Source organism: Marinobacter sp., from assembly GCF_035268745.1.
Classification (GTDB): domain Bacteria; phylum Pseudomonadota; class Gammaproteobacteria; order Pseudomonadales; family Oleiphilaceae; genus Marinobacter.
Window position 1 is genome coordinate 1 of the sequence record NZ_DATFKH010000137.1, and the last position, 21,997, is coordinate 21,997.

The following is a 21,997-nucleotide window of genomic DNA, read 5'->3' on the forward strand; positions in this document are numbered from 1 at the left end:
TCATGATCGTCCTGGGTCATTTGCGTCGCAAAATCCAGCCCGAGGGACTCGGCGGTGGCGCGGCGCCCGGGGTTCACATCAATCGCCGTTACCCGGGTTCCCGGAATCCGGCTGGCCAGCCAGGCCACCAGACAGCCAACCACCCCCAGCCCGACCACGGCAATACGGTCGCCAAGCTTCGGCGCCGCATCCCAGAGCCCGTTCACCGCGGTTTCCATATTCGCCGCAAGCACCGCCCTTTCCTCGGGCAAGCCGTCCGGAAGCAGACTCACGGCTGTCTGCGGCACCCGGAATTCGGTCTGGTGGGGAAACAGGCAGAACACACTGCGGCCCTGCCATTCGCCCGGCCCTTCGATTATCCGTCCGACATTGGCGTAGCCGTATTTCACCGGATACGGGAAATCACCTTCCTGAAACGGCGCCCGCATGGACTGGTACTCGGATTCCGGAACCTGACCGGTAAACACCAGGGATTCAGTGCCGCGACTGATTCCGGTGTAACGTGTTCTGACCAGAACCGACGGACTGCCCTGCTCCGGCCCGACGACCGCACTCAACGTCGCCGGCCTGATGCTGCCCCGGGAAGGTCCGGTGATCCAGAATGCCTCTGGCATAAACGTTTCCTTGCGCTGATGGGGTATATGTTAACCGCAGACCGCCCGCTGCCGTATACTGAACCATACGCCAAACCACGCATTCGGCGACAATCTTCCGGTAAAACAACTCGCCAGTGATACGCCAGGGCCCGACGATGGATTTCCGCACTGCCACATATACGCTGCCACTAAAGGCTGACCTTTTCCTGGCAGCGCTGCTGTTGCTGATTACGGCATTCCTGCTTGCCGGTATTTTCCAGCCAGGGCCCGGATTTTACGCCATGGTGACGATTCTTGGGGCGTTTACCGGTTTTTGTGTCGATCGCTACTGGCCTGCCCGCCGGGATTTCGGCTGGGCAAACCGTGTCACCCTGGCACGCGGGGTTCTGGTCATTGCGTTGGTCAGCCTGGCGCCGTTTCTGGGGGATTCCATGCTGATCGCTTCATCTGCCGGGAACTCACTCTGGCTGTACGTGTCACTCTGTGTGATAGCCCTGATTCTGGACGGTGTCGACGGCAAGGTCGCCCGGGCGACCGGCACCGAAACCGGATTTGGCGCCCGTTTCGATATGGAACTTGATGCGCTGTTCATCCTGGGCCTCTGCCTGGCCGTTGCGGCCCTTGAAAGGGCCGGCATCTGGGTCCTGGCACTGGGCCTGATGCGCTACGGTTTTGTCATCGCGGGCGGAATCTGGCCTTTTATCAATCAGCCGTTGCCCGACAGTTTTCGCCGCAAGACCGTATGTGTCTGGCAACTGGTTACGCTGATGGTAGCGCTGTTACCGGTAACACCGGATGCCCTGGCATTCTGGTCACTGGTGTTAGCGCTGGCATTATTGTGCTATTCCTTTGGTACGGATCTTCGCTGGCTTTACCAGGCCAACGCAAACAAAAGGAGAACACCATGAACACAATCCATAGAACTGCAGCGGCGCCTCTGGCCGGACTGCTGGGTGCTTTTGTGACCTTCACTGCCGCTCCGGTTCTGGCTGAGCCCCAGGCCTACGTCATCGACGATGAACACTTTTCGATGAATTTCGAGATTCAGCACATCGGCTATGCCCCGGTGATGGGAATGTTCCGCGAAGTTGAGGGTCAGTTCAAATACGACGAAGCCAACAGGGAGCTGCCGTCAGGGCAACTGACTTTCAAGAGCAAAAGCGTCTTCACCAACCACGAAAAGCGCGACGACCACCTGCGCGAGGATGACTTTCTCGACAGCGGGAAATTTCCGGACATCACCTTCACCATCACCGATTTCGAGACGACTGGTGAAAACACCGGCGTGGTGACGGGCGATCTGACCCTGCTGGGACAGACCCGGCCGGTGGATGTAAACGTTACCCTGAACAAATCCGAGGTCTACCCTATCGGACACGAGGAGTACACCCTTGGCCTGACCGCGGAGACTTCCCTGAAACGCAGTGACTGGGGAATGACATACGCTGTGGAAAATGGTCTGGTGGGCGACGAGGTAAAGCTGCGGTTCGGTTTCGAGGCAATCAAAAAATCGGACGGCTGGTTTGACTGAAAGTGGTTGACCCCATGGAGGTGAATCAGTATATTCCTTCCCCGTTGCGAGACACAGGACCATAGCTCAGTTGGTTAGAGCGCTGCCTTGACATGGCAGAGGTCGGCAGTTCAAATCTGCCTGGTCCTACCAGAACATCAATTAAAAGAGCCACCTAGAGCGCAAGCCGGGTGGCTTTTTTTATGGCTTCAATTGGGGCGGATCTGTACCACGGCGCGGTGGTAATTGTTATTGGCTGCGTAACAATGGGCGCGGTCCGCCAGAGCTTTCCGGTCATTGCCCGTTAACTGTGCAACCAGCCTGCCCTTGTGAGTAATCACTGCGACGAATAATGAGTGATTGGCGTTCTGCATTGGTTCAATCTTCTGTTTATTGTTGGGTCATTTAAAATATCTCTATCTGCCATGTAATCATCTAAACATTGCACCAATGTGTCACCGGGCGATGATGTTCATCCAGAAACCGGTACAGATTTATTTTCCGCTAAAAAATAGATCTGTCCCGGTTTTGCTTGTGTAGGTGCCCCTCGGGACGTCGAATTTGTTTACACTTTGCAGGCTCTCAGCAATGCTTAGTCGGTACCGCTATGTTTTTATTAGATTTTTATTCTGGCGCATTCTTTGCGTTAATTGCTGTTGTTGGAATTGATGTTTGGTAGTGAATTACTTAAATCAGATATCGATTCTGTCTGTGACATTTTCAATGGAAAGAGAAACCGGACAGATTTATTTTCCGGCTTTCTTGCCGGCTTTCTCCGTCTTCTGATGGGTTTACGTCACTGAGGCCGCTCCGTCGCAACCGGGGGTGTCAGGCGTCGTCTGGCATCAGTGGCAACCCTGGTCTGGAATACGCAAGTCGAGTTCACTCTACTGTTAACCAAAAAAAGGTGAGAAGTATGTTTTGCATTAGAGCTGCTGCATTAGTCGTAGTTTCTACCCTGGTGGTCGGCTGTTCCAGCGCCCCAAAAATGGCCGAACCACTTGAAATGCCCGAAGTTCCGATAGAACAACCGGTGCTGGTTGAAGCAGAATTAACCATTCAAAGTGACAGAATAGTTTGGGACAACGTCGTGCAACCGGCTACTCACACTATCAGGCCGAACAGCTCTGTGGTTATCAACGTGCCGGATGACAAGGTTAGCAATCAGGCACAAGAACAAGACTTCACGACCAAGAACTTTTTCAATGAGGCAGAGCAACAAATTGAAATCGAATTGATGCGAAGTGGTTTTCGCGTACTTAGCAGAGCGCGATTTGAAGCCAAACTCCGTCAACTAAGAGATGAAACAACGACAGACTTAAGATCCAGGGTTTCCCCAGAGGTGCGACCTATTCTGGATAACCTTAACGAGCGATTTGAGCGAGGCGAAATTTCGGCAGCCGATTATGCGGCCCAGATCCAGGAGTTTGAGGCTCGGTTTCAAACCTCCTCCTCCGGGCGAAGCAGAGGCGAGAATGAGCGCGAATTGACTGATATATCCGAAGTCATAAGGGCGGCAGACGATGGTGACATACAATCTGACTACGTTTTACAAATCAATATTTTTGATTCAGCAACGCCTAAATATGTACCGCTCGACCTGCGTCACAATGACGAGTTACGGGCATTCGTTCGCGACAACCCCGCTATTCAGCCTGAATTCAGCCAATCGGAGAATCATACTGTCACTTGTGCTATCGTCGAATCGAAGCTGAATGCCAAACTGATCCATATTAAAACCGGGGAAGTTGCCTGGATCGGGGAACACCGCCTCAACGAGTACAGTGCTGACGTTCAGTCAGTTTTCGTTGAATTGGGTTATCGCCGCTATGTATCCAATGCAGACGACATCGAACGCTTTGTCCGACGCCAGAATCGTGAAAATGCTCGAATTCAGCGTTATGGGCAAGAGACCACCATTCCTGACTTCGAATACAGCCATAGTTTACTTGGGCCGACCATCAGTGGCGGCACCTGCAATCAGGAGGTCGCTACTACCGATGAGGTAAAAGTGGCACTGGCCCGTGCTGTTGCTAAAGAATTGATCAGTACCATTACCATTGACCAGTAGCCATATACTAAGCTGAATGAAAGTAGGCGGAACCTCATAGTGGAAACTGGTCGAACATCTTCGTCACCGCTTCGTCGATGGCAGACGCCGCATTACGCCGGGTTTTTTCGGTGATTTCGTTACGGGCGGTGCCTTCCCAGACCATCACTCGCTCATCGGCGTCGACAAGATCAACAGTCAGCGTGCCCACGGAATACTGGGTCACCTCGGTGCGCGTCGGATAGGCAGGCCAGGAGCTGTAGAAACCGTAGCGATAATCCCAGTAGGTCGGGCCCATAAACGGGTCGACAACCTCGCGGGTTTGGATCTTCTCATCGAGATGCGTGTTGGCATTGACGAGCATGTCGGCCCGGTCCGGGTCGTCCGTGTACTCGAACCCGAGCATCTCAAGTTCGCGCCGGATCGAAAAGATCAACTGCCGGGAGATCAGCGAGGCATAGCCGGCCTTGTCAGTGCCCATAGGGTCCATGAAGGCAAACGTTCTGTAGTCGGAGAAGTCCGCGCCCGGCGCCTGCATAGTCTGTATGCGCGGCGAGCTGGCACAGGCCGTCAGCAACAGCACTGCCAGCAGCGGAAGAATACGTTTGTTAAACATCGTTTCGCTACCTCGGTGAAGGAGTGTGTTGCGGAAGGCCCGGCGGGCTTTTATTCGCCCGCCGGGTTTTTATTGCAGGGTACTTAAGGCCTAAAGACGCTCAAAGATGGTTGCAATACCCTGGCCACCGCCGACGCACATAGTGACCAGCGCATAGCGACCGCCGATGCGCTCAAGCTCGTACAGCGCCTTGGTGGCGATAAACGCACCGGAACAGCCGACCGGATGGCCCAGCGCGATGGCACCACCGTTGGGGTTGGTTTTCTGCGGATCCAGACCCAGGCCTTTGGACACTGCGATGGCCTGGGCGGCAAAGGCTTCGTTGGATTCAATGACATCCATATCGTCCAGCGACAGACCGGCTTTTTCCAGCACCATCTTGGAGGCCGGTATCGGTCCTTCACCCATGATTTCATTCGGCACACCCGCCACCGCGTATGAAACAATACGGGCAATGGGTTTTTGTCCGGCCTTTTCGGCGGCGTCTGCAGAGGCCAGCACCATAAAGGCGGCGCCATCGTTAATGCCGGACGCGTTGCCTGCGGTTACCGTGCCATCCTTTTTGAATGCCGGGCGCATTTTCGCCAGGCCTTCCGCGGTGGTACCGGCTTTTACATGCTCATCCGTATCGACCACCACAGTTCCCTTGCGGGTCTCAAAGGTGATAGGGACGATCTGTGACTTGAAGCGGCCCTCCTCGATGGCACGTGCCGCCCGGGCGTGGGATTCCGCTGCAAAGGCGTCCTGCTCTTCACGGCTGATGTTCCATTTTTCCGCCAGATTCTCGGCGGTAATACCCATGTGGCCGACCCCGAAAGGATCGTTCAGGGTTGCGACCATGGTATCGATCATGTTGGTATCGCCCATACGTGCGCCCGAACGCATGGCGGGCGACAGGTAGCCACCCCGGGACATGACCTCGACGCCACCCCCGACGCCGTACTCGCAATCGCCCAGCATGATATTCTGGGCGGTGCTCACAATCGCCTGCAGGCCGGAACTGCACAGGCGGTTAACGGCCATCGCGACTGAATCCATCGGCAGGCCAGCCTGAATGGCCGCGACCCGCGCCACATAGGCAAAGCGGGAATCGGTGGGAATACAATTGCCAACAGTGACATAGTTGATCAGGTCGGCATTGACCTTTGAACGGCTGACGGCTTCCTTCATTACAGTGCCGGCCAGTTCCTGGGGCTCTATCTTACTTAATCCACCACCAAAGGTACCAATGGCGGAACGCACGGCGCTTAAAACAACGACTTCTCTACTCATAAAGACCTTCCTATTGTTGTTTGCTTGTCAAAGATTCAGGAGTTGTTCAGAGACTCCTGACGGCTGATAGCCACAAGATGCACCCATCAAGTAAGGGAAGTATAGATCCCATATCAACCTGAAAGCCACCCCGACCCTCAGACCCGGTAAAAATCACGATACCAGTCAACGAAGTTGGCAATACCTTCTTCCACCGGTGTTGATGGCCTGTAGCCAACATCTGCAATCAGATCATCCACATTGGCGTATGTAGCCGGCACGTCGCCGGGCTGCAGCGGAAGCAGGTTCTTCTGTGCTTTCCTGCCAACACGGTCTTCAATTATCTCGATGAAGCGGGAAAGCTCAACCGGGTTGTTGCTGCCAATGTTGTAGAGCCGGTAAGGCGCTTTACTGGTACCCGGGTCAGGCTGCGCACCGCTCCAGTCGGGATTGGCGGTGGCCACCCGGTCCAGAGTGCGGATAACACCTTCCACGATATCGTCGATGTAGGTGAAATCCCGCCGGTGATTGCCATGGTTGAATACGTCTATGGGTTCGCCGTTCAGTATCTTCCTGGTGAAGATGAACAGGGCCATATCGGGCCGACCCCAGGGACCATAGACAGTAAAAAAGCGCAGGCCGGTGGTGGGCATGTTGTACAGATGGCTATAGGTGTGGGCCATCAGCTCATTGGCTTTCTTGGACGCCGCATAGAGGCTGAGCGGGTGATCCACGTTGTCGTGGACCGAAAACGGCATGGCCTCGTTGGCGCCATACACAGAGCTGCTGGACGCGTAAACCAGGTGCCTGACATCGTTGTGGCGGCAGCCTTCCAGGATGTTGGTAAAGCCGACCAGGTTGGCATCAATATAGGCGTGGGGATTCTCGATGGAGTAGCGCACTCCGGCCTGGGCTGCCAGGTGCACCACCCGTTCCGGTTTGTGCTCTGCAAACAGCGACTCCATTGCCTGCCTGTCTGCCACATCCCGGCGGATTTCCGTAAAACCCTGCTTACAGGTCAACCGGCTCAGGCGGGCCTCTTTCAGGTTGACGTCGTAATAGTCGTTGACGTTGTCGACGCCGATCACCTCATCGCCGCGGTCAAGCAGGCGATGAGCCAGATGAGAACCGATAAACCCTGCGGTGCCTGTAACCAGAATTTTCACTGTATTCTCCATTTTCCGTGGAAGGGCTGGCCTGTTTGCCAATCAGGTCTGCTCAGAAAGTCAGGCCGGCACTGATAAACGGCCCGCCCAGCTCGACATCCAGTCGGTCGTTGTCGTCTTCGTAGTCGATGCTCATCTGGCGGTAACCCGCCCGCAGTTGCAGCAAGGACAGCTCATACTGGCCATAGGCGTTGAAATCAGAGATTGAATCGCCGTCGTAACTGATCAGGTTGCCCTGGGCCCCGACAGACACCCCGGTAAATGGCAGGTCGAAGCGGACTGCAGCGTAGGCCATGGGAAATGCCCCGCTGATTTCAGTGAAGACCTTCGTGCCTGCTGTGTTCTGAACCAGCAGTTCACCGTCAATACTGCGCACGGTCAGGCCGGCATCAAGGTTGACCCAGTTATCAAGGAGTTCGTAATAAAGCGTGCCATCAAGCTGGGTCAGTTCCAGATCCGACCGGACCGAAGTACCAATGGTCAGATCATCGAACTGCGTGGACAAGTTGCCATCACCACTCTGCTCGATGCGGGTATAGTTGAGGCGAACATTCGGCAGGATTGGCACCGGATGCTCAAAATAGGCTTCGACATTGACGTTGCCGTCGCTGCTCAGGTTCAGGTCATTTTCAACATCAACCAGGTCAGGGCTTTTCTCGGCCTGACCGCTAAGATCCGAGTCCCAGTAACTGGCGCTCGCCCCCACTCCCAGAATGTCGGCCGTTGCAAAAGAGCCGGACACCATCAGGGCACCACCCGCAAGAATCGCTAATTTACGCATAAACCACCTGTTTTCAGATTGTTGTCAGTTACTGATCAACCGAACTGGATTCCAAGCCGGCGACCGACTTCTTCATATGTTTCAATGACTTCCCCGAGTCCCTGACGAAAACGGTCCTTGTCCATTTTCTTGCGGGTTTCCCGGTCCCAGATACGACAGCCATCGGGACTGAACTCGTCACCCAGTATAATCTCGCCATCGGCGCGACCAAATTCCAATTTGTAATCAACCAGCAACATGCCGGCTTCTTCAAACAGGGTTTGCAATACGTCATTGACCTGGTAGGTCAATCGCTTCATTTGCTCCAGTTCCTCAGCCTTAGCCCAGCCAAAGCTTACCGCCAGCGATTCGTTCACCATCGGATCATGCATGGCGTCGTTTTTCAGAAACAGCTCATAGGTAGGCGGTATCAGGGTTTTGCCCTCTTCCACACCGAGACGGCGACAGAGACTGCCCGCCGAAATATTTCGAACCACACATTCGACCGGAATCATATCCAGTTTTCTGACCAGCGATTCGGTATCCGACAACAGGCCTTCGAAATGGGTAGGGACGCCTGCGGCTTCCAGTTTTTCCATGATAAAGGCGTTGAAACGGTTATTGACCATGCCCTTGCGGTTTAACTGTTCTTTCTTTTCGCCATCAAAGGCGGACGTATCGTCACGAAATACCATCACGAACCGATCCGGGTGATCCGTGCGATACACCGATTTTGCCTTGCCGGCATATAGCTCTTCGCGTTTTTCCATTCTGTGTCTCCGGACATGCCCGGCAACCGGGGCAATGGCAGTTGTTAGTACAGGTAGTCGAAAAGATTGGACAGCAGGGCTGCAGAGCGACCCTCGCCACTGTAATCGGCCGTTCTGGAGGCGGTAACCACTACCCGGTCATTCTTGCGCTCAAGGATCAGGTCATGACTGTGAACCGGCTCGGGTGCGTCGCTGAACCAGGAAAACCAGCCCGGCTCCTGTTCCGACTCTGGCCGGGCGTCGACAAAGAAATAGCCTTCTTCACGGTTGAGATCAATCACCGTTATATCCGCTTCTTCCAGCGCTCTGCGAACCTCGTTCCAGGAACGGCCATAATCAAGTTCCATTTCAATCCGCGTGGCTGAGTCACCCTCGGAAACCAGTCTCACCCGCGGCTCGACGGGCATGCCCAGAGCCGCCCGGGAATAGGATTTACTGTCCTCCCGGGACTGCAGGAAGCTACTCAGGTCGGTCAGCAGTTGCCGGCTGGTTTCCAGCTCCCGGGGTGAGCGGCTGGCGTTTTCGTCCCAGGCCACGAGCTGGTCCGGGCCGTCGTCTCCGACCCTGAATGAGCGCAACCGGATCTCGGTGGTTTTACGGCGAATACCCGGGGAGACTTTTGCCTGCACTGCCAGCCGGGGTTCTTCCCCCTCAGGGTTGTCGGCGAGTCCGAGCAGCGACCGGGCACGTTTACTGTAATTCACCAGCTCACTCTGCAGCAGGCCCAACTGGGGGTTCTCATAGGCAACACCCAGCCCCTGCTGGTTCATGTAGGCGGTTACCGCAGGCCAGAGCCTGCCGGGCACTTCGTTTACCAGCAGCCAGACCTGACCATCGACCGCCTCGATGGTGTAGTTCTGCTGCAGGATTTCCGAGGTCATATCCGGGGGTTCCGGCAGCTCCGAGGCGTACATCCGGCCGGAATCAGCGGCGGAAATATCCCGGATTGGCATACGCTGGCTGAATCGGCTTTCGTCGGCTGACTCGGGAACTTCGATCGGCTTTCCTTCCGGTGCATCGACGTAGCGTTGAACGCGATCCTCCATCAGACTGCACCCGGCAACGGTTAATAGGGATATCAGGCCCATCAGGGATGCCAGCATCCTGAGCGTAAACGCCATCAGGCGACTCCAGTTGTGTTTGTGGGGGGTGATGCCTGACTCATAGCACGCCAGAAGCTTTCAGCGCATCTTCCACTTCACTGTGAAACTTCTCGCTCAGGGGCGTCAACGGCAGACGGATACCCTCCCCGATCATACCCATGCGATGCAGAGCCCATTTTACCGGGATCGGATTGGCTTCCAGAAAGAGTTTGCGGTTCAGCGGCATCAGCAGTTCATTCAGACGGTCGGTTTCTTCCTGGTTGCCGGCAATGGCCGCCTCGCACAACTCGGCCATGGCTTTGGGTGCGACATTGGCAGTGACGGACACATTGCCCCTGGCACCTGCCAGCATCAACCCGGCAGCCGTGGCATCATCGCCGCTTAAAACCACCAGGCGACCCTTGACGGCCTCGACCAGTTCAGCACCGCGGGGGATGTTGCCCGTTGCGTCCTTGATGCCGACGATGTTGGGGATGTCGGCAAGGCGCTCGACCGTTTCGTTGAGCATGTCACAGGCGGTTCTGCCAGGCACGTTATAGAGTAACTGGTTGATTCCGGGAACCGCTTCGGCAATAGTCCGGAAATGACGGTAGAGCCCTTCCTGGGTCGGCTTGTTATAGTAGGGGACCACCAGCAGGCAGGCGTCAGCGCCCAGTTTATGGGCTTTCTGGGTCAGCTCTATGGCCTCGCGGGTACTGTTACCACCGGTGCCGGCGATCACCGGAATCCGGCTGTTAACCCGCTTGATGATATGGCCAACCACCGTCATGTGTTCCTGCGGATCGAGGGTGGCGGATTCGCCTGTGGTGCCAACGGCAACAATGCCGTGGGTTCCGTTATCCAGATGAAAATCCACCAGTTGGTCAAGATGCTCCCAGTGGATGCTGCCATCGTCATGCATGGGTGTGACCAGAGCCACAAGGCTACCCGTAATCATAAAAGCTCCGTCTGAATAAATCCGCTATGGTAATGTTGGGCTTGAACCGACACAAGGGATCAGCGGCGCTTATGCCTGATGATCCAGCTGTTGCCCCACCTGTTCATCTGCAACCGGTGACCGCTGCTTCTTTACCGGCCAGGCAGAAAACACCGCTTTCAGCATGGTAGCAAGCGGGATCGCAAAGAATACACCCCAGAGCCCCCAGATACCGCCAAAGAACAGCACCGCCACAATAATGGCAACAGGATGCAGGTTATTCACCTCTGAGAACAGCAGCGGGACCAGCACATTGCCATCAACAGCCTGAATAACGCCGTATATAACCATGACCCAGATAAACTGGCTGCCCCAGCCAAAAGCAAAAAGCGCAATCATGGCAACCGGGATGGTGACCACGGCAGCGCCAATATAGGGAATAACCACGCTGAGACCGACCATCAGCGACAGCAGCGCGGCGTAGGGTACACCCAGAAACTTGAAGGCGGCGTAGGTGATACCACCAACAATGAGAATTTCAACGGCTTTACCCCGAACGTAATTGGCACACTGGAGATTCACTTCGTGCCAGATCTTGACCATCATTGATCTCTGGGGAGGCAGCAACCGGCTGATTGAGGCCAGCAGCAGGGCGCGATCCTTGAGAAAGAAAAACACCAGTATCGGCAACAGCACTATATAGATCAGCAGCGCGACCAGGTCGGGAATGCTGGCCAGTGAGAACGAAACCAGCCACTGGGTCATGCGGCCGGCTTCGTTGGTTACCTGGGTGTAAATGGCGTTGAGACCCTCAATGGATATCAGCGCCGGATATTGCTCGGGCAACAGCTCAAGATAGGTCTGCAGCTCGCGGAAGATTCTCGGTGTTTCGCCGGCCAGCGATGTCACCTGGCGCCATATCAATGGCAGAAGACCCAGAAGAAAACCGACAAGCACGCCGAGGAAAACCAGAAAAACCACGGTAATCGATACCGCTTCAGGTATCCCGAGGCGATTCAGCTTGGTGACCAGGCCCTGCAGAATAAAAGCGACGATAACTGCGGCGATGGCAGGCGCCAGCATGGCACCGAACAGAATGACAAAACCCGTACCGACCAGAAGCAGCAGAAAAAGAATGATGGCTTCTTCATCTGAAAAGTATTTGTGGGCAAGGCCACGTAAAGTTTTAATCATTTATAACTCCGAGGGACTTCCGGCGCGGGATCAACAGGCGCATTTTATCATAAACCTGTACCGGCCTCCCTCTTCCGAGGAACTGAGCAACTCATGGCGGGTCAACATCAGGTAGGCAGGAATATCCCTGGCCGACCCGGAATCTGTGGCAATGACCAGGAGTTCTTCGCCGGGGGCCATACCACTGAGTTCCAGTTTTGTCTTCAGCAGGGGCATCGGACAGCGCAGTCCGGTAGCATCGAGCGTACGATCCGCCATACAAACAGGGCATCCGAATCAAGTGAATCCTGAAACGGGCATTATGCAGCCCGAACGACTTTAATGCATCATCATAGTATCAAAGCCGGGAGTACCCCAGAGCCATGAAGCAACGTCATACCGACATGGGTTTGACAGACAGTGCAATATACCGGTCAGTGGGCGTGATGCTGCTCTGCTTTTTGCTGCTTGCGCTGTCGCCCCAGGTCAGGAGCCAGTCGGGCGATAATCCGCTGCCAACGATTGGCGGTGTCGGTGGCGGCCTGATATCCGAGCAACAGGAAAGCGATATCGGGCGGCAGGTGATGATGTCGATCAGGCGCTCCGCTGGCCAGATTGAAGACCCGCTGGTCTATGACTACCTGAGCGCCATGGTTTATCGACTGGTTCCGTCAGCACCGCTGAACAGCCGCAAGCTGACACTTGTCGTTATCGACAGCCCCGATATTAACGCTTTCGCGGTTCCCGGCAATATTGTCGGGGTCAATGGCGGACTGTTTCTGAATGCCCGGAGCGAGCAGCAGTTTGCGTCGGTGCTGGCCCACGAGCTTGCCCATCTGAGCCAGCGCCATTTCGCCCGGCGCCTGGAACAACAGCAGATGAGTGCACCCCTGACCATCGCCGGGATGGTCGCAGGCATTATTCTGTCGGCGGTAACCCAGTCCGATATCGGCATTGCGGCGATTGCCGGAACCCAGGCAATGGCCGTGCAGAATATGCTTGCCTATAGTCGTAGCCATGAGCAGGAAGCCGACAGAATAGGCATGGAAATACTGGCAGATTCGGGCATGGATCCAAGAGGCATGCCGGAAATGTTCGAAATCATGATGCGCCAGAACCGGATGCAGGGAAACCGGATGCCGGAATATCTGTCCACCCACCCTCTCACTCAGAGCCGCGTGTCGGACACCCGTAGCCGGGCCGAGCAGTATCCCGAGGGCGAGTTTGCGGATTCCACCGAGTATCATCTGATTCGCGCCAGGCTCCAGGTGCGGTACGCCCGGTCTTCACAACTGGCGGTCGAGGCTTTTGACAGTTACCTGCAACAGTCCGCAGCCGAACACGAGAACGCCGTGCGCTATGGTCTTGCCGTGGCTCTGATCAATGATAACCAGTTGCAGAAGGCGGAAGCCGAATTGCGCCAGTTGCTTGCAGACAGCCCCGGGCGAATCACCTATCAGGTTACCCTGGCTGAGGCCCTGATGGCGCAGGAAAGGTTTGAGGCAGCCCGACAGCTTATGCAGTCGGCGCTGGAGCGGAATCCCGGCAACTACCCCATCACCGACAGACTTGCCGCCATTGAAATAGCCGCCGGAAATGCCGAACAGGCTGTCAATTACCTGGAAAGCCTGACCCGGGAGCACCCGAGCCGTGAATATCTGTGGCTGCAACTGGCCGAAGCCCAGGGCATGGCCCGGAACATTGTCGGTGTGCACCGCGCCCGGGCCGAACACAACATACTGATTGGCGATCTTGAAGGTGCGGTTCGCCAGCTCCGCCAGGCCCAGGAAAAACTGCCGGCGGGAACGCCGATGCATCTGGTCGTCACAGAGCGGCTCTCAGAGGTTTCCTCTGCTCTGGCGGAACGGCGCAGGGGGTAACTGCAGGGCGTGCCGGTCAGGCATTGCCGGCCACCTTGAGGTTCATGTTCGCAGTAAAGTCCAGCATCCGTTCGAGCGGTCGCAGGGCCTTTTCCCTGAGCCCGGCATCAACATGCACCTGCTGGTCACCCTGTTCAATAACACGAAGCAGATTTTCCAGGCCATTCATGGCCATCCAGGGGCAATGGGCGCAGCTGCGACAGGTCGCGCCGTTACCGGCGGTTGGCGCCTCGATCAGGGTTTTGTTCGGCGCCAGTTGCTGCATCTTGTAAAAGATGCCGTTGTCGGTCGCGACAATGAACTGCTCGTTCGGCCAGGTCTGGACCGCATGAATGAGCTGTGATGTGGAGCCCACGACATCGGCCATTTCGACCACGGCATCCGGGGATTCCGGGTGCACCAGCACCGCTGCCTCCGGATACAGCGCTTTCAGGTCTTCAAGACCCCGGTGTTTGAACTCCTCGTGCACGATACAGGAGCCGTCCCACAGCAGCATGTCAGCGCCTGTGGTTTTTTGAACATAGTGCCCGAGGTGCTTGTCGGGCGCCCAGAGAATCTTTTCGCCCCTGGCATCAAGCGATTCCACAATGGCCTGAGCACAGCTGGAAGTGACTACCCAGTCAGCGCGAGCTTTGACCGCGGCCGACGTGTTGGCATAGACCACGACTGTGCGATCCGGATGCTGGTCACAGAATTCCGCGAACTCGTCGGCCGGACAACCGATATCCAGTGAGCAGGTTGCCTCAAGGGTCGGCATCAATACCCGCTTTTCGGGATTAAGGATCTTGGCGGTCTCGCCCATGAACCTGACACCGGCGACGACCACGGTTGACGCCGGATGGCGGTTACCGAACCGGGCCATTTCCAGCGAGTCAGCCACGCAGCCGCCGGTCTCCTCGGCAAGGCGCTGGATATCCGGATCGGTATAGTAATGGGCAACCAGCACGGCATCCTCGGCCTTCAGTGCGCGTTTTATGCGGGCTTCAAGATAGGATTTCTCACTGGCACTCAGTGGTTTCGGCTCGGCGCGGTGGGCAAGATATTCCCGCACCTGGATTCGGTCTTCGGCATAGGTCATTGCAAGCTCTCAACAGTTGGCTCTGGAACATTATACACATACCGTTTATTACGCTCCTGTGCTGCAGATATGCGATCGTTCGGGCAAAAAAAAAGAGCCCTCAGGCTCTTTTTTGATCAGGAAGCAGATTTGCCCCCTTCGTGTTGGTGGGTCGTGAAGGATTCGAACCTTCGACCAATTGGTTAAAAGCCAACTGCTCTACCAACTGAGCTAACGACCCATAACTGACGGTTTCCCGGTATCCGGAAACCCGAGCGAGATAATGAACGGCCACCATATCGCTTGCTGATCTGGTGGGTCGTGAAGGATTCGAACCTTCGACCAATTGGTTAAAAGCCAACTGCTCTACCAACTGAGCTAACGACCCAAACGAGGCGCATATAGTAATGATTTTTCAGCGCCGATCAACCCCTTTTACCGTCAAGATACTTTTTTGCCAGCGCTGCCGCATTGCTGTCCGGATAATTCCGGACCACGGTTTCCATACGGCGGACAGCCTCCTCGGTTTCACCCTGACGATCGAGGGTCACGCCCAGCTTGTAGACTGCGTCTGGCGCCTTACGATGGTCGGCGTATCGTGTTGCCACAATGGTGAATGCCTGTTTCGCCTGTTCCAGCTGACTTTCCGCAAGGTAAACCTCGCCGAGCCAGTAATAGGCATTGACCGTCAGATCGCCCTCGTCGTATTTGTCAATGAAGTCATAGATGCCGTTAATGGCCTCGTTAAACTTCTTTTCTTCACGAATAAGGGTCTGGATCGCGGCGTAATCCTTCCGCTCCTCAGCCGTCGGCTGACGATACTCCCGCTGTTCTACCGGAGCATTTTCACCCTCGGAACCGTCCTGCCCGGCCGGCTCTGAGGCCGGCTGGCGAAGACCAGCGACGTCTGCCGAAAGCTGCAGAATACGCTGGTCCAGATCAATGTACCGATCCCTTGACTGTCTGGTCAGCCGATCAATCTGGTGGCGTTGTTCTTCGACATTGCCCTGCAGACGCCGAACCTCGCTCTGGAGCTGCTGGATCATGTAGAATAGTTCGGCGTTGGCCTGGCTGCTGGTGCCGGCGCCCCCGGAAGATTGCGCCAGAGCAGATCCTCCTGGCCAGAAAGCCAGCGGCAGAAGCAAAGACGCCATGAGCATTGGTCTCATGATACTAATCCGTGCGTTAGTAAGCGGACAGGTCCTTCCAAAACACGCTGTGAATACTTCCCTGTACGCTCGGCCTCCGCCCCTAAGTGCTTAATGCTCCTGCGTCGCACTGAGGGTCCAGGGCCGGCCATCCTTGGCCAGCCCGTGAAGAGCTTACGCTCTTCACCCATGGCTCCGGACGGTTTTGAAAGGACCTGTCCACTTACTTTGTTACTCATTGATAGTTGCCTGTTATCGAAAGATCAGTTTACTGAAAAATCAGTTCAACGCGACGGTTCTGGGCCCAGGCGCTCTCGCTGTCACCCATGACCGCGGGCTTTTCTTCACCGTAGCTGACGGTTTCGGTCTGGCCGCGCGCTGCGCCATTGACCACCAGGAAACGCTGCACCGCATTGGCGCGACGCTCGCCCAGGGCGAGGTTATACTCCTTGGTGCCACGCTCATCGGCATGGCCTTCAATCCGCACATTCTGCCCCGGGTTGGCCTGCAGGAAACGGGCGTGGGCAATCAGCACATCACGGGCTTCGGGTTTGATTTCGGCGGTATCAAAATCAAAGTAGAACGTTGTGATCTCCCGCATCGCCTGCTCCTGTGCCCTCTCGGCACGGGCCTCGGCTTCGCGGCGTTGCTCGTCCGTCATTTCAGCGGATGATACTCCGCTGCCATCACCACCGCCGAAAACTGTGCTGCCACCCTGCTCCTGCTGGCCGGACGTTGTTCCGGCGTCGGAACCGGCTTCCATGTCATCCTGACCCATGGTGTCACCGGTGCTGCTGCAACCGGCCATCAGGCCAAGGAAGAAAACCAGGGCTATCAGTTTCTGTGACACTGTCATTTTCATGCTCATTTCCTTTGGTTTGGTTAAATTGCTATCGAACAATGGGCGACCAGGCCGGATCACGCACCTCACCGCGAGATGCTGGCAGGCTGTAGGCGGCGCCTCCCTCGGCGGAGATCACAGTCAGAACGCTGCCGTCACCGCTTTTGGTGGCATAAATCAACATCCTGCCATTCGGCGACAGGCTGGGTGATTCATCCGATTCAGTGCGTGTCAGGACTGTTTCGTCCCCGGTTTCCAGATTGGTTCGGGCGATACTGAAGGCGCCTTCCCGCTGATGGACATAGTATACATAATCCCCCGATGAATCAGTTCGCGGCCGGGCGTTGTAACGGCTGCCAAAGGTAATACGGCGAGGCGCTGCATCATCACTGGCCTGGTGATAGATCTGCGGGCCGCCGGAGCGATCCGAGGTAAAGAAAAAGCCCTGGCCGGTATGGTCATAGGTCGGCTCGGTATCAATGGACCAGTGATTCGTCAGCCGTTTAAGGTCGCCACTGGCCAGGTTCATCCGGTAAATTTCCGCATTGCCGTCTTTCGACAGCGTCATCAGCAGGGAACGACCATCGTCCGACCAGGCTGGCGCAGAGTTAAGGCCACTGAAATCGGCGACCCGCTGACGCTGCCCCGACGCCAGTTCATGGACGTAGATTGCCGGCTTTCCGGTTTCAAAGGAAACATAGGCCAGCTTTGTTCCGTCCGGCGACCAGGCCGGGGACAGGATGGGCTCATCGCTTTCGAGCCGGATCCGCGCGCGCTTGCCATCGACATCGCTGACCTGCAGCCGGTAGACGGGGCCGCTTACCAGGCGCTCCAGGGTTACGTAGGCAAGCCTGGTGGAAAAAGCGCCCGGCACGCCGGTTATGGCCTCGTACACCCGGTCACTGATGTGGTGGGCCAGCGAGCGTGATGCGGACAGAGGCGCCGATGCCGTGGCGCCGACCAGTCTTTTTTCCTGGCTGACATCATAAAGCTCATACTGCGCCTGGAGCGTGCCACCGGCATTGCTTACCTGCCCCACCAGAACATAGCGCTGACCCAGCAGTCGCCAGTCCCGGAAAAAAACGTCGCTGCCCTCGGATGGCAGGCTGAGCATCTGTTCGGGCGGCAGCGGGTCAAACTCGCCACTCATCTGCAGATCGTTCTGAATGATACGGGAGACTTTTTCCTCGGCTGGCATCTGCCCGGACTCGGAAAAGGGCACCACCGATATCGGAATGGCTGAATCCGCGCCTTCGGTTATCCGGATAAGCAGTTCATCACCCACTGCAGGAACGGCCAGCAGCGATATCCATACAAATATCAGCACTGAAAGCCGTCTGCCCCACAGGTTGTCCCGATTCTTCATGATTGCCTCACTGCCTCTGTTACCGGTTTTCTGGGTTGAATTCTATAGGGAAACGCCGGAAATACTGATCAAAGATCTGCGGGTCATCCGGCACCGGATAACGGCCCACAGAACGCGCTGCACTCAGGGCTGAATTATCGAATGCGGTGTTGCCACTGGCTGACACAATACTGGCCGAGGCCAGCTCACCGGTGGGCAACAGGGTTATCTGCAGCGTTGTCGACATGGCACTGGTCGCCGCCGCTGGCGGATACCACTCCCTCATAAGCCGGTCCCGGATCAACGCCCGGTACTTCTGGCTTTCGGTCAGCATCTCGGCCTGTCGTGCCCTGGCGGCAGCCGCCTCTTTGCGCCTGCGCTCCTCAGCCTGACGCTGCTGCAATGCTTCATCTGCCAGGGCTTCCAGCTGTGATTCCCGCAACTGACGCTCACGCTCCTTACGCTTGCGCTCGGCCTCAAGTCGCGCCTGTTCCTGTTCCCGGGCCTTGCGCTCTGCTTCCTGCCGGCGCCGCTGCTCCTCGGCGCGGCGCTCAGCTTCTGCCGCCTTGCGGGCAGCTTCCTGCCGGCGCTGTTCTGCTTCGGCTTTTTGCCGGGCCTGCTCTTTGGCTTCGGCTTCGGCTTTCTGTTTTGCCGCCTGCTGTTCTCTCTGGCGTTGCTGCTCGCGTTCACGCTCAGCCTCTGCCTGCTTTTGCCGCTCCTTTTCCTGCTGCTGCCGGATGCGCCGGGCTTCTTCGGCCCGCTCCTGCTCCTGCCGGCGACGCTCGGCTTCCTGCTGCCTGCGGCGTTCCTCTTCCCGGGCCTGCTGGCGCTCCTGTTCCCGGTCGGGTTCGTCGACAACATCGACCACCGGGCTGGGCTCGGGTTCCGCCTGGGTTACCAGTCGGGCCGAAATACTCGGGGGCGGCGCCGGATTATCGGGCCGGGCCCACGACCAGCCGGCCAGCGTGACCACCACAATCAGCCCGTGCAGAAACACCGAAAGCATCACAGGCGACTTCCAGGGAGCCTGCGCCGTGTCTCCTGTTCCCCGGTCATGGCTCATCACGGTTTACTCATTACTCCTGGGGGCTTCGGTGATCAGGCCGACATTGGAGGCCCCGGCCGCCTGCAACTGCGCCATCAGGCGCACCACCGTGCCGTAACCCACGTTCTCGTCACCCCGGACCAGCACTTCCCGGTCACTACGCTGGGCAAGAATCTTTGCGACCCGGTCGCGAACCGCTTCCAGTGCCATGGCCTGGCTGCTGTCGTCACCTATTTCCATGAAATAAGCCCCGTTGCTATCCACTGACACTACGATGGATTCCACAGTCTTGTCAGCCTGGATAGGCTCGGAAGTGGTTTCCGGCAGATCTACCTTGACACCCTGAGTGAGCATTGGTGCTGTCACCATGAAAATCACCAGCAGCACCAGCATCACATCGATATAGGGCACCACGTTGATTTCCGACATTGGTTTGCGGTGCCGGGGTGGCATCATTCCCATGCCTTTCATAACGCGTTACTCCTCAGAGTTGTGTACCCGACGGTGCAGAATGCTGGAAAATTCATCAGCAAAGGTTTCATAGTTTTTCAGCAGCGCATCAGACATTGCCGAGAACCGGTTATAGGCAATAACCGCAGGAATGGCGGCAAAAAGACCCATGGCGGTAGCAATAAGGGCTTCCGAAATGCCCGGCGCAACCGTCGCCAGGGTGGCCTGCTGGGCCTGGGCCAGACCGCGGAAGGAATTCATGATGCCCCAGACCGTGCCAAACAGACCGACGTAAGGGCTGGTGGAGCCGACCGTAGCCAGAAACGGCAAATGCGCTTCCAGTCGCTCCTGCTCCCGTGAAAACGCGACTCTCATGGCCCGCTGGCTGCCTTCCATTACCGCGTCAGCGTCACGGCTCTGCTGTCGCAGACGGGAAAATTCCTTGAAGCCGGAGCGGAAAACCGATTCCATACCGGAGAAGGGCGTGGGGTTCTGAGTCACCTCCCGATAAAGCTTTCCCAGGTCCATACCGGACCAGAAACGCTCTTCAAAGGCTTCCTGGGCCTGTCTGGCTTTTCTGAACACCTGTACACGCTGGAAAATAATGGCCCAGGACACCACCGAGGCCAGCGCCAGCAACAGCATCACCAGCTGAACGAGTACCCCGGCATTGGCAATGAGATACCAGACTGAAAGTTCCGACTCCACCTTTAGCTCCTTGTTCGTTGCTTATTCGTTAGAACGTTAGACCGGTTTCCGCGAGCAGTTCCAGCATCGCTGGTGGCAGTCGGCGCGGTCGCCCGGAATCGAGGGCAATACAGGCCACCCGGACGTCGGCGGCGGCCAGCTCCCTGCGGTCCGACGCCCGCAGGACCCGCTGCCGGAAATTCATCCACACCTTGCCATAACCGGCCGGCTCCGCCGTTACCAGCAACTGGTCATCAAGTTTTGCCGGCACGCCATAATGTATCGACAGTTTCTGAACCACATAGCTGATGTTGTCACTCAGCCCGTCGCGCAACCCTACACCAAAACTGCGCACCCATTCGGTGCGTGCGCGCTCCATAAAATGCAGATATTTGGCATGGAAGACAATCCCGCCGGCGTCGGTATCCTCGATATAGACACGCACGGGCAGTGAGAAAACATCAGTTGCGGACTCAGTCAAAAAGATCCTCCCGGTCAGAATTTGCCGGAATTACCCCGAAATGCTGATAGGCGCTGGATGTCACCATGCGGCCCCGCGGCGTGCGCAGCATGTAGCCCTGCTGAATCAGGAAGGGTTCGAGAACATCCTCAATGGTGCCCCGTTCTTCACTGATGGCGGCGGCAAGGCTTTCCACGCCAACAGGCCCGCCGTCAAACTTCTCGATCATGGCCAGCAGTAACCGGCGATCCATATGATCGAAACCCTGCGCATCTACTTTAAGCATATTCAGTGCCTGATCCGCTATCAGATCACTGATACCGCCGTCAGCTTTCACTTCGGCGAAATCCCGCACCCGACGTAACAGGCGATTGGCAATCCGTGGGGTGCCCCTTGAACGACGGGCAATCTCGAATGCCCCGCCCTGATCAATGGTGACGGAAGACAGCCGTGCCGAGCGCAGAATGATGCTGGTCAGATCTTCAGTGTTGTAAAACTCCAGACGCTGGACAATGCCAAAACGGTCCCGCAGCGGCGAGGTCAGCAGACCGGCCCGGGTGGTTGCGCCCACCAGGGTAAACGGTGGCAGATCGAGCTTGATTGACCGGGCCGCAGGCCCCTCTCCGATCATGATGTCGAGCTGGTAGTCTTCCATGGCCGGATAGAGAACTTCCTCGACGGCGGCGCTCAGGCGATGGATTTCATCGATGAACAGCACGTCGCCCGCTTCCAGATTGGTCAGCATGGCTGCCAGATCCCCGGCTTTTTCAAGCACCGGGCCGGAGGTGGTCTTGATCGACACCCCCATTTCATTGGCGATGATGTTGGCGAGCGTGGTTTTACCCAGGCCCGGCGGCCCGAAAATCAGCACATGGTCCAGTGCCTCCTGGCGGTTACGGGCAGCAGAAATAAAGATATCCATCTGCTCGCGAACCGCGGGCTGACCCACGTAGTCCGCCAGTACGCCGGGACGTATTGCCCGTTCCTGAACTTCTTCATACTGGCCGGCCTGAGCCGTAATCAGGCGATCTGACTCAATCATTGTTTTACTCGTTGGTTCGAATCAACATCGTACAGCAATTCTACAAACAGCCGGTTTACTATCACGTTACGCTCTTTACACATTCAGTTTGCCGGAATCATGGCACGCAAAGCCAGCCTGATCAGTTCCTG

General features: G+C 56.6%; 23 protein-coding genes, 3 tRNA genes and 1 pseudogene. 5 read left to right on the plus strand and 22 right to left on the minus strand.

Annotated features, from left to right (window positions below):
* Positions 1-614 (minus strand): annotated as a pseudogene (locus VJ956_RS10770) (zinc-binding alcohol dehydrogenase); the annotation flags it as partial.
* 137 nt (positions 615-751) lie between these two features.
* Between VJ956_RS10770 and VJ956_RS10775 the strand changes: the two are divergent.
* The 3 genes from VJ956_RS10775 (at position 752) to VJ956_RS10785 (ending at position 2,259) form a co-directional block, all read left to right on the plus strand.
* Positions 752-1,504: a CDP-alcohol phosphatidyltransferase family protein gene (locus VJ956_RS10775; RefSeq protein WP_324084702.1), complete on the plus strand. Its 753-nt coding sequence runs from the start codon at positions 752-754 to the stop codon at positions 1,502-1,504.
* Positions 1,501-2,127 carry a YceI family protein gene (locus VJ956_RS10780; protein ID WP_324084704.1) on the plus strand — a complete coding sequence of 209 codons (627 nt, stop codon included), beginning with the start codon at positions 1,501-1,503 and terminating at the stop codon, positions 2,125-2,127. Before VJ956_RS10775 ends, VJ956_RS10780 begins: the two co-directional genes overlap by 4 nt.
* 55 nt (positions 2,128-2,182) lie before the next feature.
* Positions 2,183-2,259, plus strand: a tRNA-Val gene (locus VJ956_RS10785).
* Positions 2,260-2,315: 56 nt separating this feature from the next.
* Here VJ956_RS10785 and VJ956_RS10790 read toward each other — a convergent pair.
* A complete protein-coding gene (locus VJ956_RS10790; RefSeq protein ID WP_324084706.1) occupies positions 2,316-2,480 on the minus strand; it encodes a hypothetical protein in 165 nt (54 codons plus the stop codon).
* A 542-nt stretch (positions 2,481-3,022) separates the two neighbouring features.
* Here VJ956_RS10790 and VJ956_RS10795 point away from each other — a divergent pair.
* Complete coding sequence (locus VJ956_RS10795) at positions 3,023-4,177, plus strand: hypothetical protein (protein WP_324084708.1); 1,155 nt, start codon at positions 3,023-3,025, stop codon at positions 4,175-4,177.
* Between the two features lie 34 nt (positions 4,178-4,211).
* Here the strand turns inward: VJ956_RS10795 and VJ956_RS10800 are convergent, their stop codons facing one another.
* The 9 genes from VJ956_RS10800 to VJ956_RS10840 form a co-directional block, all read right to left on the minus strand.
* The gene (locus tag VJ956_RS10800; RefSeq protein WP_324084710.1) at positions 4,212-4,772 is read right to left on the minus strand and encodes a DUF4136 domain-containing protein; all 561 of its coding nucleotides are present in this window, start codon (positions 4,770-4,772) and stop codon (positions 4,212-4,214) included.
* A 90-nt stretch (positions 4,773-4,862) separates the two neighbouring features.
* A complete protein-coding gene (locus VJ956_RS10805; RefSeq protein WP_324084712.1) occupies positions 4,863-6,044 on the minus strand; it encodes an acetyl-CoA C-acyltransferase family protein in 1,182 nt (393 codons plus the stop codon).
* A 137-nt stretch (positions 6,045-6,181) separates the two neighbouring features.
* Positions 6,182-7,189, minus strand: coding sequence for an NAD-dependent epimerase (locus VJ956_RS10810; RefSeq protein WP_324084714.1), 1,008 nt, complete (start codon positions 7,187-7,189; stop codon positions 6,182-6,184).
* Between the two features lie 52 nt (positions 7,190-7,241).
* Positions 7,242-7,970 carry a TIGR04219 family outer membrane beta-barrel protein gene (locus VJ956_RS10815; protein WP_324084716.1) on the minus strand — a complete coding sequence of 243 codons (729 nt, stop codon included), beginning with the start codon at positions 7,968-7,970 and terminating at the stop codon, positions 7,242-7,244.
* Between the two features lie 35 nt (positions 7,971-8,005).
* Positions 8,006-8,719: a phosphoribosylaminoimidazolesuccinocarboxamide synthase gene (gene purC, locus VJ956_RS10820; RefSeq protein WP_324084718.1), complete on the minus strand. Its 714-nt coding sequence runs from the start codon at positions 8,717-8,719 to the stop codon at positions 8,006-8,008.
* Between the two features lie 44 nt (positions 8,720-8,763).
* Positions 8,764-9,840 carry an outer membrane protein assembly factor BamC gene (gene bamC, locus VJ956_RS10825; RefSeq protein ID WP_324084720.1) on the minus strand — a complete coding sequence of 359 codons (1,077 nt, stop codon included), beginning with the start codon at positions 9,838-9,840 and terminating at the stop codon, positions 8,764-8,766.
* Between the two features lie 40 nt (positions 9,841-9,880).
* A complete protein-coding gene (gene dapA, locus VJ956_RS10830; RefSeq protein ID WP_324084723.1) occupies positions 9,881-10,759 on the minus strand; it encodes a 4-hydroxy-tetrahydrodipicolinate synthase in 879 nt (292 codons plus the stop codon).
* Positions 10,760-10,828: 69 nt separating this feature from the next.
* Complete coding sequence (locus VJ956_RS10835; RefSeq protein ID WP_324084725.1) at positions 10,829-11,932, minus strand: AI-2E family transporter; 1,104 nt, start codon at positions 11,930-11,932, stop codon at positions 10,829-10,831.
* A 30-nt stretch (positions 11,933-11,962) separates the two neighbouring features.
* A complete protein-coding gene (locus tag VJ956_RS10840; protein WP_324084727.1) occupies positions 11,963-12,190 on the minus strand; it encodes a sulfurtransferase TusA family protein in 228 nt (75 codons plus the stop codon).
* Positions 12,191-12,357: 167 nt separating this feature from the next.
* Here VJ956_RS10840 and VJ956_RS10845 point away from each other — a divergent pair, with 167 nt between their 5' ends.
* The gene (locus VJ956_RS10845; RefSeq protein ID WP_324084744.1) at positions 12,358-13,791 is read left to right on the plus strand and encodes a M48 family metalloprotease; all 1,434 of its coding nucleotides are present in this window, start codon (positions 12,358-12,360) and stop codon (positions 13,789-13,791) included.
* 16 nt (positions 13,792-13,807) lie between these two features.
* Here VJ956_RS10845 and nadA read toward each other — a convergent pair whose 3' ends face one another.
* From nadA to ruvB, 11 genes are all read right to left on the minus strand, one after another.
* The gene (gene nadA, locus VJ956_RS10850; protein ID WP_324084729.1) at positions 13,808-14,869 is read right to left on the minus strand and encodes a quinolinate synthase NadA; all 1,062 of its coding nucleotides are present in this window, start codon (positions 14,867-14,869) and stop codon (positions 13,808-13,810) included.
* Between the two features lie 144 nt (positions 14,870-15,013).
* A tRNA-Lys gene (locus VJ956_RS10855) sits at positions 15,014-15,089 on the minus strand.
* Positions 15,090-15,160: 71 nt separating this feature from the next.
* Positions 15,161-15,236: transfer RNA gene (locus VJ956_RS10860), tRNA-Lys, on the minus strand.
* Between the two features lie 37 nt (positions 15,237-15,273).
* A complete protein-coding gene (ybgF, locus tag VJ956_RS10865; RefSeq protein ID WP_324084731.1) occupies positions 15,274-16,017 on the minus strand; it encodes a tol-pal system protein YbgF in 744 nt (247 codons plus the stop codon).
* 247 nt (positions 16,018-16,264) lie between these two features.
* Positions 16,265-16,858, minus strand: a complete 594-nt coding sequence (pal, locus tag VJ956_RS10870) for a peptidoglycan-associated lipoprotein Pal (protein WP_324084733.1) — start codon at positions 16,856-16,858, stop codon at positions 16,265-16,267.
* A gap of 28 nt (positions 16,859-16,886) precedes the next feature.
* Complete coding sequence (gene tolB, locus VJ956_RS10875; protein ID WP_324084735.1) at positions 16,887-18,203, minus strand: Tol-Pal system beta propeller repeat protein TolB; 1,317 nt, start codon at positions 18,201-18,203, stop codon at positions 16,887-16,889.
* Between the two features lie 19 nt (positions 18,204-18,222).
* Positions 18,223-19,245 carry a cell envelope integrity protein TolA gene (tolA, locus tag VJ956_RS10880; protein WP_324084746.1) on the minus strand — a complete coding sequence of 341 codons (1,023 nt, stop codon included), beginning with the start codon at positions 19,243-19,245 and terminating at the stop codon, positions 18,223-18,225.
* A 6-nt stretch (positions 19,246-19,251) separates the two neighbouring features.
* Complete coding sequence (tolR, locus tag VJ956_RS10885; protein WP_324084736.1) at positions 19,252-19,698, minus strand: protein TolR; 447 nt, start codon at positions 19,696-19,698, stop codon at positions 19,252-19,254.
* A gap of 6 nt (positions 19,699-19,704) precedes the next feature.
* The gene (gene tolQ / locus VJ956_RS10890) at positions 19,705-20,385 is read right to left on the minus strand and encodes a protein TolQ (protein WP_324084738.1); all 681 of its coding nucleotides are present in this window, start codon (positions 20,383-20,385) and stop codon (positions 19,705-19,707) included.
* A gap of 28 nt (positions 20,386-20,413) precedes the next feature.
* Complete coding sequence (locus VJ956_RS10895) at positions 20,414-20,845, minus strand: YbgC/FadM family acyl-CoA thioesterase (protein ID WP_324084740.1); 432 nt, start codon at positions 20,843-20,845, stop codon at positions 20,414-20,416.
* Complete coding sequence (gene ruvB / locus VJ956_RS10900) at positions 20,838-21,866, minus strand: Holliday junction branch migration DNA helicase RuvB (protein ID WP_324084742.1); 1,029 nt, start codon at positions 21,864-21,866, stop codon at positions 20,838-20,840. The genes VJ956_RS10895 and ruvB overlap by 8 nt, the downstream gene beginning before the upstream one ends.
* Between the last annotated feature and the right edge of the window lie 131 nt (positions 21,867-21,997).

Bases quoted from the DNA above. Each gene is read 5' to 3' on its own strand.
- ruvB (WP_324084742.1), bottom strand. From the start codon at position 21,866: ATGATTGAGTCAGATCGCCTGATTACGGCTCAGGCCGGCCAGTATGAA.
- bamC (WP_324084720.1), bottom strand. From the start codon at position 9,840: ATGGCGTTTACGCTCAGGATGCTGGCATCCCTGATGGGCCTGATATCC.
- VJ956_RS10815 (WP_324084716.1), bottom strand. From the start codon at position 7,970: ATGCGTAAATTAGCGATTCTTGCGGGTGGTGCCCTGATGGTGTCCGGC.
- VJ956_RS10795 (WP_324084708.1), top strand. From the start codon at position 3,023: ATGTTTTGCATTAGAGCTGCTGCATTAGTCGTAGTTTCTACCCTGGTG.
- dapA (WP_324084723.1), bottom strand. From the start codon at position 10,759: ATGATTACGGGTAGCCTTGTGGCTCTGGTCACACCCATGCATGACGAT.
- VJ956_RS10835 (WP_324084725.1), bottom strand. From the start codon at position 11,932: ATGATTAAAACTTTACGTGGCCTTGCCCACAAATACTTTTCAGATGAA.
- VJ956_RS10775 (WP_324084702.1), top strand. From the start codon at position 752: ATGGATTTCCGCACTGCCACATATACGCTGCCACTAAAGGCTGACCTT.
- VJ956_RS10805 (WP_324084712.1), bottom strand. From the start codon at position 6,044: ATGAGTAGAGAAGTCGTTGTTTTAAGCGCCGTGCGTTCCGCCATTGGT.
- VJ956_RS10780 (WP_324084704.1), top strand. From the start codon at position 1,501: ATGAACACAATCCATAGAACTGCAGCGGCGCCTCTGGCCGGACTGCTG.
- ybgF (WP_324084731.1), bottom strand. From the start codon at position 16,017: ATGAGACCAATGCTCATGGCGTCTTTGCTTCTGCCGCTGGCTTTCTGG.
- tolA (WP_324084746.1), bottom strand. From the start codon at position 19,245: ATGAGCCATGACCGGGGAACAGGAGACACGGCGCAGGCTCCCTGGAAG.
- VJ956_RS10790 (WP_324084706.1), bottom strand. From the start codon at position 2,480: ATGCAGAACGCCAATCACTCATTATTCGTCGCAGTGATTACTCACAAG.
- VJ956_RS10845 (WP_324084744.1), top strand. From the start codon at position 12,358: ATGCTGCTCTGCTTTTTGCTGCTTGCGCTGTCGCCCCAGGTCAGGAGC.
- tolB (WP_324084735.1), bottom strand. From the start codon at position 18,203: ATGAAGAATCGGGACAACCTGTGGGGCAGACGGCTTTCAGTGCTGATA.
- VJ956_RS10800 (WP_324084710.1), bottom strand. From the start codon at position 4,772: ATGTTTAACAAACGTATTCTTCCGCTGCTGGCAGTGCTGTTGCTGACG.
- purC (WP_324084718.1), bottom strand. From the start codon at position 8,719: ATGGAAAAACGCGAAGAGCTATATGCCGGCAAGGCAAAATCGGTGTAT.
- pal (WP_324084733.1), bottom strand. From the start codon at position 16,858: ATGAAAATGACAGTGTCACAGAAACTGATAGCCCTGGTTTTCTTCCTT.
- nadA (WP_324084729.1), bottom strand. From the start codon at position 14,869: ATGACCTATGCCGAAGACCGAATCCAGGTGCGGGAATATCTTGCCCAC.
- tolR (WP_324084736.1), bottom strand. From the start codon at position 19,698: ATGAAAGGCATGGGAATGATGCCACCCCGGCACCGCAAACCAATGTCG.
- VJ956_RS10840 (WP_324084727.1), bottom strand. From the start codon at position 12,190: ATGGCGGATCGTACGCTCGATGCTACCGGACTGCGCTGTCCGATGCCC.